At 62.4% G+C, this 10,684-nt stretch carries 7 protein-coding genes and 1 tRNA gene; 5 read left to right on the top strand and 3 right to left on the bottom strand.

Features of this window, described 5'->3' with window-relative positions:
- Positions 1-48: 48 nt before the first annotated feature.
- From FAX90_RS00145 to FAX90_RS00135, 3 genes are all read left to right on the top strand, one after another.
- A complete protein-coding gene (locus tag FAX90_RS00145) occupies positions 49-831 on the top strand; it encodes an NAD kinase (protein WP_144094436.1) in 783 nt (260 codons plus the stop codon).
- 98 nt (positions 832-929) lie between these two features.
- Positions 930-1,004: transfer RNA gene (locus FAX90_RS00140), tRNA-Asn, on the top strand.
- A gap of 192 nt (positions 1,005-1,196) precedes the next feature.
- Positions 1,197-1,367, top strand: coding sequence for a CsbD family protein (locus FAX90_RS00135; RefSeq protein WP_144094434.1), 171 nt, complete (start codon positions 1,197-1,199; stop codon positions 1,365-1,367).
- A 79-nt stretch (positions 1,368-1,446) separates the two neighbouring features.
- Here the strand turns inward: FAX90_RS00135 and FAX90_RS00130 are convergent, their stop codons facing one another.
- From FAX90_RS00130 to FAX90_RS00120, 3 genes are all read right to left on the bottom strand, one after another.
- On the bottom strand, positions 1,447-3,030 hold the full coding sequence (locus FAX90_RS00130; RefSeq protein WP_240704639.1) for a Ppx/GppA phosphatase family protein: 1,584 nt from the start codon (positions 3,028-3,030) through the stop codon (positions 1,447-1,449).
- The gene (locus FAX90_RS00125) at positions 3,027-5,195 is read right to left on the bottom strand and encodes an RNA degradosome polyphosphate kinase (RefSeq protein ID WP_144094432.1); all 2,169 of its coding nucleotides are present in this window, start codon (positions 5,193-5,195) and stop codon (positions 3,027-3,029) included. The genes FAX90_RS00130 and FAX90_RS00125 overlap by 4 nt, the downstream gene beginning before the upstream one ends.
- A gap of 331 nt (positions 5,196-5,526) precedes the next feature.
- On the bottom strand, positions 5,527-5,874 hold the full coding sequence (locus FAX90_RS00120) for a hypothetical protein (RefSeq protein ID WP_144094430.1): 348 nt from the start codon (positions 5,872-5,874) through the stop codon (positions 5,527-5,529).
- A 330-nt stretch (positions 5,875-6,204) separates the two neighbouring features.
- Here FAX90_RS00120 and FAX90_RS00115 point away from each other — a divergent pair, with 330 nt between their 5' ends.
- Both FAX90_RS00115 and FAX90_RS00110 read left to right on the top strand, forming a co-directional pair.
- Positions 6,205-7,758, top strand: coding sequence for a hypothetical protein (locus FAX90_RS00115; protein ID WP_170234801.1), 1,554 nt, complete (start codon positions 6,205-6,207; stop codon positions 7,756-7,758).
- A gap of 125 nt (positions 7,759-7,883) precedes the next feature.
- Positions 7,884-10,616, top strand: a complete 2,733-nt coding sequence (locus FAX90_RS00110; protein WP_144094426.1) for a TonB-dependent receptor domain-containing protein — start codon at positions 7,884-7,886, stop codon at positions 10,614-10,616.
- The last annotated feature ends 68 nt before the right edge of the window (positions 10,617-10,684 follow it).

The raw sequence follows: 10,684 nt of genomic DNA, 5'->3' as shown, positions 1-10,684 counted from the left end.
ACCCCAACCCATAGTCGTGGTGCGGGACCTAAAGGGGGGAAGTCGCAAATGGCGAAGTACGAGAAGCTGGCGCTGTCCGCATCGCCGACAGAAAAGGCGCAGAAGGCTGCGTCCAGCCTGCGCACGTGGTTCGACTTCGTCAGCATGGACGAGGCCGATGCTGTCGTCGTGCTGGGCGGCGATGGGTACATGCTGCAAACCCTGCACCAGATGATCGACGACGGGCGCATCCTGCCCGCCTATGGCATGAACCTGGGCACGGTCGGCTTCCTGATGAACAAGCGCGAGGCAAGCCGCATGCCGATCCTTGAGCGGGTGAACAGGGCGCGCTCTTTCGACGTGTCGCCGCTCATCATGAAGGCGATAACCCAGTCGGGCGAAGCCCACAGGATCTGCGCCATCAACGAAGTCTCCCTGCTGCGTGAAACGCGCCAGACGGCCAAGCTGGAGATCAAGGTCGGGAACAAGGTGCGCATCCCCGAACTCATGTGCGACGGCGTGCTGGTCGCCACACCCGCCGGATCGACCGCCTATAATTTCAGCGCGAACGGCCCGATCCTGCCGCTGGGCTGCGGGTTGCTGGCCCTCACCCCGATTTCCGCGTTTCGTCCGCGGCGCTGGCGCGGGGCGATCCTGCCCGATCACCTTCCGATCGAGATTCGCAGCCTTGAAGGGGAAAAGCGCCCCGTCTCCGCCGTTGCCGATCAGCGCGAAATCCGCGACGTTTCCAGCATCCACGTGGAGGTCGCGCACGAACGCGACCTGACCCTTCTTTTCGATCGCGGGCACAGCCTGGACGAACGCATCGTGGGCGAACAGTTCGCGGTTTGAAAAAAGGTGAAATTTGGTGCCGGAACGGGCTTGCCAAAATCTTTTGCGCCCCATATAGGCGCACCCCTGCCCAGCAAGCAGCGCCCTTTCAGGGCTGCTCCCCGATAGCTCAGCGGTAGAGTAGGTGACTGTTAATCACTTGGTCGTTGGTTCGAATCCAACTCGGGGAGCCATTTTCTTCCACATCGCTGACACCGGCAGGCTCTGAAATCGGGCCTTCGCCATGCTTTGGCCGCAATGCTGCGGTCAGCGGCGCCGTGCATCGGACAGGGCGCATTCGCGATCGGATACACTTGCCGTTCCCATACGTTGATTATGCAAAGACAGGCGAAAGTCGCCAGTTATCAACGAATTGGAGAATCACCATGGGTGAACTTACGGAAAAGGTTAAGGGTAACGTCAACGAAGCAATCGGCAACGTGAAGCAGGAAAGCAACAATCCGGAAACGCGCGCCGAAGGCCGCAATCAGGAAGCCAAGGGCGAAGCCCAGCAGTTCAAGGGCGAAGTCGAAGGCAAGCTTGGTAACGACATCTGATCGTCTGCCGACGAAACCATGAAAAAGGCCCCGGAAGGTTTGTCCTTCCGGGGCCTTTTTCGTGCCCGAAGTGCATGAGCTATTTCGCGCCGCTGACTTCGCGGTAGCTTTGCCCTGAGGTGACAGCGTCATCGCGGAATGCGGCAAACTCGGCGTTATCCAGAATTCTGACCTCGCTCGAAAGATCGAGGCAGTCGGCAAGGTTCTTCAAGTCCTTTCGCGCCTGGCCGACCGCAAGCGCCGCATGGCTTTCGTTGAACGCAAGCACGAGGGTCTTACCCGCGATGCGAAGCTGCGTCGCCTGCAGCGATGCGCGCGATTGCAGTCCCAGCCTGCGGCACAAGCGTATTGCAAGGCCCCAGATGCGCGCCTCGGCCAACTTTTCGTCAGGCGCCAGTTCGGCGAGCATCGGCGGCCATTCGAACTCGCCCGCATTGGCAAGGACAGTCATCGCCATCATCGCCCGGCCGGTATCGTCGACGTCGAGCCAGCGTTTGTACAAGGCCCAATCAACCGCCTGCTGCAACCGCAAATTGGGTTCTACCTGAAGCGAGGCCAGAGCAAGCATCGTGGCGGCAAGGCGCAGGCGTTCACTGGAATTACGGGTCGGCGCGATGGCATCCATCGTCCAGGCCGCGATGCGCGTGGCAAGCGTGGGCGGCGTGCCGTGTTGCCCGGCGAAAAGAGAGATGCCTGCAAGCAGCGGGTCGCGTCCGCGTTCCGCATCGGTCAGGCGTTGATAAAGCAGCCCTTCACGCAGACCCCATGCCGAAAAGATCAGGTTGTCGGGTTTCAGGACCTTGAGCAGGCAGACGAGCAAGGCCGCCGCGTCGGGCAGGATCTGCGCGCGCATGCTCGACACGCGCGGAATGGTCTTGAGTTCTTCTGGCGTGCTTTTCGCCGTGCGCTTGGCGAGTTTCAGCGCGGTCGCACCGTCAACGCGCAAGCCGTGCGGGTCCGACAGCGGATGCCCCTGAAGCCGCATGGCAAGGATCGCCATCGTTCGCCACGTGCCGCCGACGAGAAAGAGATTGCCGCCCACCGCGTCCTGCCAACCGATCTTCTTCAGCGCCTTGGCAACGCGCGACTGGAACTTGTCGTCCCCGTTGTCGCGCAAGGCCGCAAGCCGCAGCGTACCAAGCGGAGCCGTACCGCCCTCGCCCGGCCCGTCCGGCGCAACGGAGATAAGTTCGAGACTGCCGCCGCCAAGGTCGGCAACCACGCCGCTTGTCCCCGGAAAGGCGCCTAGCACGCCGAGCGCGCTGGTCCTTGCCTCCTCCTCTCCGCTGATGACGCGGACTTGGAAGCCCATGTCCGCAAGCTTGGCGATGAATTCCGGGCCGTTCTCCGCCTCGCGCACCGCGGCGGTAGCGACGGTTTCGACGTCATCGATCTGCAAGTCCTTGAGGATCAGCGCGAACCTGCCCAGCCCTTCGAGCGCCAGGTTTACGGCCTCGTCCGCCATGCGCCCGGTCTGCGACAGTTCGCGACCAAGGCGGGCGGTGACTTTCTCGTTGGCGAGTATATGCGGCGCGCGCGGCGATCCGCCATAAACAACCATACGAACGGTGTTCGAACCGATGTCGATGATCGCGCGCTTGCCGTCGTCGGTCGTCCACGAATTCTCGATCCGGCGGCGGTAGGAGCTTTTCGATCCTCTCACGCCGTCGCGCCCCGGCGAAGGGCAAGACGCGGGATCTGGTCTTCGGCAAGGGCCTGACCGCGACCCGAAAGCGAGGGGTTGGTCATAAAGTATCGGTGGAGGTTGAACGAGCGTTCGCCCGTGCTGGCGCGCACGTATTGTCCGTCGTCCTGCAGCACCCAGCTGCGTTCGGTGTCGAGAAGATTTGCTACCAGCACTTGTCCTAGAACCTGATCGTGCACGGTTCGGTTCCTGATCTGCACCATTGCCTCTACCCGGCGGTCGAGATTGCGGCTCATCGCGTCGGCCGAAGTGATGAAAAGCCGGTTGCGCGGACTGGGCATGCGATAGCCGTTGGCAAAGGCCCAGATGCGGCTGTGTTCAAGGAACCGTCCGATGATCGACTTCACCTCGATCGTCTCGGAAATGCCGGGAATACCGGGCTTCAGGCAACAGATGCCGCGAACGACCAGGCGGATGGGCACACCGGCCATGCTGGCTTCGTAAAGCTTGTCGATCACGCCCTTGTCGGTCAGCGAATTGAACTTGGCCCAGATGCCCGACGGCCTGCCGTTGCGATGATTGGCGATTTCGCGATCGATGTTTTCATAGATCGTCTCGCGCATGTGGATCGGGCTCATCACCAGGCCCTCCATGCGGCGCGGCTCGACATAACCGGTCACGAAATTGAACAGCCGCGCGGCATCGCGGCCAAGGCGCGGGTCGGCGGTGAAGTAGGACAAGTCGGTATAGATACGCGCCGTGACCGGATGATAGTTCCCCGTGCCGAAATGGCAGTAGGTGCGATAGCCATCACCTTCGCGCCGCACGACCATGGACACCTTGGCATGGGTCTTCCAGTCGACGAAGCCGTAAATTACCTGAACGCCCGCGCGTTCGAGCTGGCTGGCCCAGAGGATGTTCTGTTCCTCGTCGAAACGGGCCTTCAACTCGACCACGGCGGTCACCGACTTTCCGGCCTCTGCTGCGGCGATAAGCGCATTGATGATCGAGGACTGTTTGCCCGCGCGGTAGAGCGTCTGCTTGATCGCGACGACGTCCGGGTCCTTGGCGGCCTGCCGGACGAAATCGACCACCACCTCGAAGCTTTCGTAAGGGTGGTGGATGACGATGTCCTTTTCGCCGATCGCGGCAAAACAGTCCCCGTCGTGTTCCATGATACGTTCGGGATAGCGCGGGCTGTACGGCTCGAACTTCAGGTCGGGGCGGTCTTCCTCGACCACGCTGGCAAGACCCTCGACCCCGACGATGCCGTCGGTCTTGATGACGATCGCATTTTCCAGCCCCAGCTGTTCGCGCAGCAGCTGTTCGGCATCGTGATCGAAGTCCGATTCCAGTTCCAGCATCATGACCTGCCCGCGGCGTCGGCGCTGGATCGCACTGCGGAAATAGCGGACGAGGTCTTCGGCCTCTTCCTCGATCTCGATGTCGGAATCGCGGATGACGCGAAATGCGCCGTCGCCGTTCACGCGAAAGCCGGGGAAGATCAGGTCCGCATAGCGACAGATCAGCCTTTCAACCGGGATATAGGTCGCTTCCGCGCCCTCCCCCGGCACCCGGATGAAACGGGGCACGGCAGCGGGTACGAGGATCATTTCCACCACGCCCTGCCCGTCCTGAAGCCGTGTCAGGTTGAACAGCAGGCCCATGCCCTGGTTGGCGACGAAGGGGAAAGGATGCGCCGGGTCGATCGCCTGCGGTGTCAGGACGGGAAGAACGTGCTCTTCGAAATAGTCCTTCAGCCAGGCACGGGCACCCGCATCCAGGCGGCTTTCGTCGCACACGTGCAGCCCTGCGTCCGACAGGAGCCCGCGCAGTTCGCGCCATATCGACTGCTGCTTCGTTTCCAGTTCGCGGATCGCGCGGCGGATCGAGGCGAGTTGCTGCGACGGAGTGCGTCCGTCGATGCTCATCTTGGTGATGCCGCGCTGCATCTGTCCGGCCAGCCCCGCCACGCGGATCATCACGAATTCATCGAGATTGCTGCCCGAGATGGAGAGAAAGCGCAGGCGTTCCAGAAGCGGATAGGCCTCACGCTGCGCCTCTGCCAGGACGCGGCGGTTGAAGGCGAGCCAGCTCAATTCCCGATTGGTGTAAAGCGCCTCGGCCGGCATGGAGTCCAGCGATGCGGCGTTTTCCCGGGGAGGAGAGGTTCTCTCGTTCATCGGCCCTCTTGGCGGCGTTTCGGTTTGCGACATCGGCGGGTTCATGGTCACGGCACGTTACAATCGTATTACGGCCATGGCGCTGATACCGATCAAGCCGGGCCATCCCGCCCCGTCGCGACATCTTTATAATGAGCGCCAAGGCACGATCCCGCAAGTGCGAGACGAACCACCCGTGATGCACACGTACCATGATAATAAAGCAAAGGGGCCGGACTGGTCGCCCAGCCCGGCCCCGGAAACGAGGAACGGTTAGTGTCCTTGCGTAGCCAGTAACCGAAACCGTGGGGGTGGCTTCGGATGCGGGCCTCTATCGCTATACCCGTTTCCCTTAGTCGATCTTGGCCATCCGCGTGTCCAGGTACGGACGATCAAGCGACGCCAGAGCTTGCCTTGCAAGGACACGTGAATCAACCCACTCCCCGCTGGCCGTTTCGAGTTCGTAGCGTTCGGCGAAGGCGGCCTTTTCATAGGCGGCACGTGCATCGAGCACGCGGCCTTCGGCAGCGTATGCCGCACCCAGGTTGATGAGACGCGCGGCATCGGAGGTGCCTTCAAGCTTCTCGATCGCAACTTCGTGCTGGCCCTGGATCAAGGCGTCGTAAGCGACATCGACCGAGTCGGCAGCGGCGGGTGCTCCTGCGGCAAGGACGGTCGCGAGAATGAAAGTCGCAGCCATTTTCTACTCCCAACGTTCGTTATCTTGCCCCGAGGATGCGACGAGCAAGGCCCAGTCGCAATGAAAATGTCATATTGTCACTGAACTGTAATATTCGGGCATGGGCAGAATTCGGCATTCCAGACACGATCGCGACACAGATCGGTCATACTCCCGCATTCGAAAAACTTTTGGCCTGCCATCGAACTGTCACACGCAGGCAAACAAACTGTCACTTGCGACCCCTAGGCGAGGCCTCGCGAAACGCATTCGCGCATCTTCGATTCTCGGTACTTGAGGGGACCGCTCGCCGTGACAAAACTTCACCGCAATCTCGTTATTGGCTGCAGCATGCTGGCACTTGCCGGCTGTGGTGGCGACGAAATCGTATCGCCCGGCACGGGCGGCGACATCATCATCAACAACCCGGCGCCCACGCCGACGCCCACGCCGACGCCCGCGCCGACTTCGGCCGCGGTGACCCCGGCCGGCGGTTGCCCGACGATCAGCGCCAGTGGCGGACTGACCGATGACGGCACGATCACCGGCGACACCGGCACGTACCGCGTCTGCGTCCTGCCTTCGACGATCGATGCCGACACGAACCTGCCCTATATCTCGGGCCTGCTCTACGCGATGGACGGACGTGTCGACGTCGGCACCGATGGCGGCGCAGTCGCTTCGTCGGCCGACACCGACGTCACGCTCAGCATCGAACCGGGCGTCATCCTGTTCGCCGGTAACGCGACCACGCCGAACGGCGAAAGCTACCTCGTCGTCAACCGCGGCAACCAGATCGACGCCGTCGGCACCGCCGACATGCCGATCGTCTTCACCAGCCGCGACAACGTCCTTGGCATCGCGACCGAGGCATCGATCGGCCAGTGGGGCGGCGTGGTCCTTCTGGGCCGTGCACCGGTTTCCGACTGCCGCAGCGGCGTCTTCAACGACGGTTCGACCGCTTTCAACCAGGCTTCCTGCGAACAGGAACTCGAAGGTGCGGCGCTCACCACGCTGTTCGGCGGCGACGATGCCAACGACAGCTCGGGTACGATGCAGTACTTCCAGATCCGCTATTCGGGCTTCACCCTTACCGGCGGCAGCGAGCTTCAGTCGCTCACCACCGGCGGTATCGGCGCAGGCACGACCATCGACCACTGGCAGAGCTTCAACAGCTCTGACGACGGCATGGAGTTCTTCGGCGGCACCGTGAACATGAAGTATGTCGTGGCCGTTGGCGCGGACGACGACTCCATCGACGTCGACACCGGCGCACAGGCCGACATGCAGTACGTCATCGTCGCACAGCGTGCGGCAGGCGGCGACCACATCATCGAACTCGACTCGCCCGATGGCGACTACGACTTCGACGCCCTGCCCCGCACCAACCTGCGCATCTCGAACGCCACGTTCATCGAACGCAGCACGGCCAACTCGCGCGCTCTGCGCCTGCGCGGCGGTGCTGATTTCAGCCTGGTGAACTCGGTCATCGACACCGACAACGGAGCGTGCCTGCGCATCGACGAAGATCCGACCATCAACGCCGCAGTTGGCGACGGTGCGCCCTTCTTCGCCGCCGTCGTTGCCGACTGCGACCAGACCGAACCCTTCCAGGGCGGCTCGGGCGTGACGGCACAGCAGGTCGCCGACCTGTTCAACAACAGCGCGCAGACCGACAGCAACTTCACGATCGACCTCGTGAGCGGCTTCATCAACTCGGACGCGATCAACGCGACCGGCTTCTACTATAACCCGACCCAGCTCTCGTCGTTCTTCGACGATGCCGGTTACATCGGCGCCGTCAAGGACGCGTCGGACGACTGGTACGCGGGCTGGACCTGCGACTCCGCTGTCCTGACCTTCGGCGACGGCACCGGCTCCTGCACCCAGCTGCCGGTTTACTAATAATCGTTGGGAATACGCGGGAGAGATCCGGACTGCCTTAAGGCGTTCGGATCTCTCCCCTTCCCTGCTTTTTACGGCCGGGCGACCGGCACCAGATTTTCGGACCATTGAGGGGGTTCCACACCATGTCCACCGGCCAGCGCCTTGCGGGGCTGCTTATGCTGACCACCGCGCTTTCGTTCCCGGTATCCGGGTTCGCGCAAGCCATCGGCGTACCGCCGGGCGACGGCCCGAGCACCGATGCCGCCGAACAGGAAATGCTCGACCAGGTGGATCCGGCTCGGGATGAGCTCGGTGAAGAAACCTACGAAGGTCCAGACGTCTCGATCCCGGGCGGCGCGATCATCGTGACCGGCCGCCGCAATCGCGATCCCGTTCGCGCCTCGACGCAAGTTGTCTCGGTCCTTTCGGCTGAAGACATCGCGCGTACCGGCGAAGGCGATATCGCGGGCGCCTTGAGCCGCGTGACCGGCCTTACCGTCGTCGGCTCGGGCCGCGTCTATGTCCGCGGCCTTGGCGACCGTTACTCGCTCGCCATGCTGAACGGTCTCCCGCTGCCTAGCCCCGAACCGCTCAGCCGCGTCGTTCCGCTCGACATCTTCCCGACGAACGTCATCGCATCCTCGCTGGTGCAAAAGACTTACTCGGCCAACTTCCCCGGCGAATTCGGCGGCGGCGTCATCAACCTGACAACCCGCGCTATTCCCGACGAATCCTTCGTCAAGATCTCGGCATCGGCCGGCGGCGACACCCGCACGCTGGGCCGCGACGGACTGACCTATTACGGGTCCGATCTCGACTGGGTCGGGTTCGACAACGGCAACCGCGACGTGCCTTCTAACCTGCAGGCCTTCATCGACAGCGGCGAACGGCTCCAGAACGTCTCGACCGACGTGCAGGAAGGCATCGCGGCCCAGCTCTTCCCGCTCAATCTCGCCACGGTGACGCGCGACGGCGACCTGCCGCCCAACTTCTCCGGCTCGGTCACCGCGGGCACGTCGATGGACGTGGGCAGCGACGGCATCCTTGGCGTCGTGGCGACCGTCGGGCTCAAGAACAGCTGGCGCAACCGTTCGGTCCTGTCGCAGCAGGCGACCACGGACCTGTCGGAAATCACCGACGAGATGACCACGTTCATCACCGACAACCGCGTCCTGATGAACGCGCTGCTCGGCGTCGGGCTCGACATCGATGATCACACGCTGCGCTGGACCAACCTCTACATCCGCGACACGCTGAAACAGGCGTCGCTTGGTGTCGGCTATGCCTACGAAGACGACTACGACCTTATCGAACAGAACACCGGCTGGTACGAACGCCAGCTGATCGACAGCCAGTTCGTGGGCGAGTTCGAATTCGGCCGTTTCTCGCTCGACGTGCGCGGCGGTTATGCGCAGACGGACCGCGAGGCGCCTTACAACCTCACGTTCAACTACGTCCGCACCAACCTCGATACGCCGACGGGTGACCAGTATGTCGCCAACGTCACGAACCAGATCAACAACGTCGATCCGATCACTTCGGCCTTCGACGACCTGACCGAAAAGCTGTGGTTCGGCGGCATCGACGCCAGTTACGAAGTGCTCGACAACCTGACCGGCACGGTCGGCTATGCCTATTCGGACACGAGCCGCTATTCGACCCGCCGCGAATTCCAGCTGCAGATGGCGACCGATCCGAACACGGTCGGCCTCGGTCTGACGCAGGAAGTCCTGAACGCGGTTTCGCTGCGCCGTCCGGGCGACCTCGTCAACGGCGCCAGCCTGGCCGGTTTCGCCGTGGGCCTTGCTGAAACAACCAATTTCCCGGCCTTCGATGCCGGGCTCGAGATAAATGCCGCTTATGGCAAGATCAGCTACCTGCCGGTCGATACCGTCACGATCGATCTGGGTGTGCGCTATGAGGACGCGACGCAGACCGTCGCGCTGGACCAGTCGGTGTTCAACACCCCGATCGTCGGCGCGAACGGGACCTACATCGCCAACGACTACCTGCTGCCCGCGGGCACGGTGACTTGGGAAGCGACCGACCAACTGCAGTTCCGCGTGTCGGGTTCGAAAACCATCGCCCGTCCGCAGTTCCGCGAACTGGTCGAACAGACCTATTTCGATCCGGACAACAACCGCCAGTACCGCGGCAACCCCTTCCTGTCGGACAGCGAACTGCTGAACCTGGAAGCGCGCGCCGAATACTACATCGCGGGCCAGGACCACGTCAGCCTCGCCGGTTTCTACAAGAAGATCGACAACCCGATCGAGGCCATCGTACTCTCGCTTCCGGGCGGCGGGCGCTACACCACGTTCGCCAACGTGCCCCAGGCCGAGCTTTATGGCGCGGAACTGGAAGTGCAGTACAGCGTGGACCTGTTCGACATGGGCGGATGGTTCATGAACAAGCAGTTCGTCACGATTGCGAACTACACCTACACCAAGTCGGAACTCAGCTATTCAGACGGCGACACCACGCTGATCCCGGGTAGCGAGACGCTGGTATCGAACTTCGTCGATCCGGGCGATCCGATGACCGGACAGTCCGATCACATCGCGAACCTGCAACTGGGTCTCGAAGATACCGAGGAACTGTCGCAGTTCACGTTCCTGCTCAGCTATGCCAGCAAGCGCGTGACCCGCCGCGATTTCCAGCGTCCCGACATCATCGAAAATCCGGGTCTGAACGTCGATTTCGTGGCCCGGCAGGGTGCCGATTTCCTGGGTGTGCCGGTCGAGCTCGAATTCGAGGCTCGCAACATATTTGGCCGCGACAACCTTGAATATCAGGCCAATGACACGTACCGGATCGAAAACAACACCTATGCGGTCGGCACCAGCTTCTCGCTGGGCGTATCGATGGAGTTCTGACGAGCCACCCTGCCCTCATGCAGGAATCACTGTACCCGGGCTCCCGTTACCCAGCGGGAGCCCGGGTC

Source organism: Croceicoccus sediminis (assembly GCF_007570835.1).
GTDB lineage: Bacteria > Pseudomonadota > Alphaproteobacteria > Sphingomonadales > Sphingomonadaceae > Croceicoccus > Croceicoccus sediminis.
Note: the sequence above shows the minus strand (reverse complement) of the source record. Positions and strands in the feature narration are given on the sequence as shown.

Excerpts from the sequence above, each read along its gene's own strand:
- FAX90_RS00145 (WP_144094436.1), top strand. The coding sequence starts at position 49 with ATGGCGAAGTACGAGAAGCTGGCGCTGTCCGCATCGCCGACAGAAAAG.
- FAX90_RS00135 (WP_144094434.1), top strand. The coding sequence starts at position 1,197 with ATGGGTGAACTTACGGAAAAGGTTAAGGGTAACGTCAACGAAGCAATC.
- FAX90_RS00125 (WP_144094432.1), bottom strand. The coding sequence starts at position 5,195 with ATGAACGAGAGAACCTCTCCTCCCCGGGAAAACGCCGCATCGCTGGAC.
- FAX90_RS00120 (WP_144094430.1), bottom strand. The coding sequence starts at position 5,874 with ATGGCTGCGACTTTCATTCTCGCGACCGTCCTTGCCGCAGGAGCACCC.
- FAX90_RS00115 (WP_170234801.1), top strand. The coding sequence starts at position 6,205 with ATGCTGGCACTTGCCGGCTGTGGTGGCGACGAAATCGTATCGCCCGGC.
- FAX90_RS00110 (WP_144094426.1), top strand. The coding sequence starts at position 7,884 with ATGTCCACCGGCCAGCGCCTTGCGGGGCTGCTTATGCTGACCACCGCG.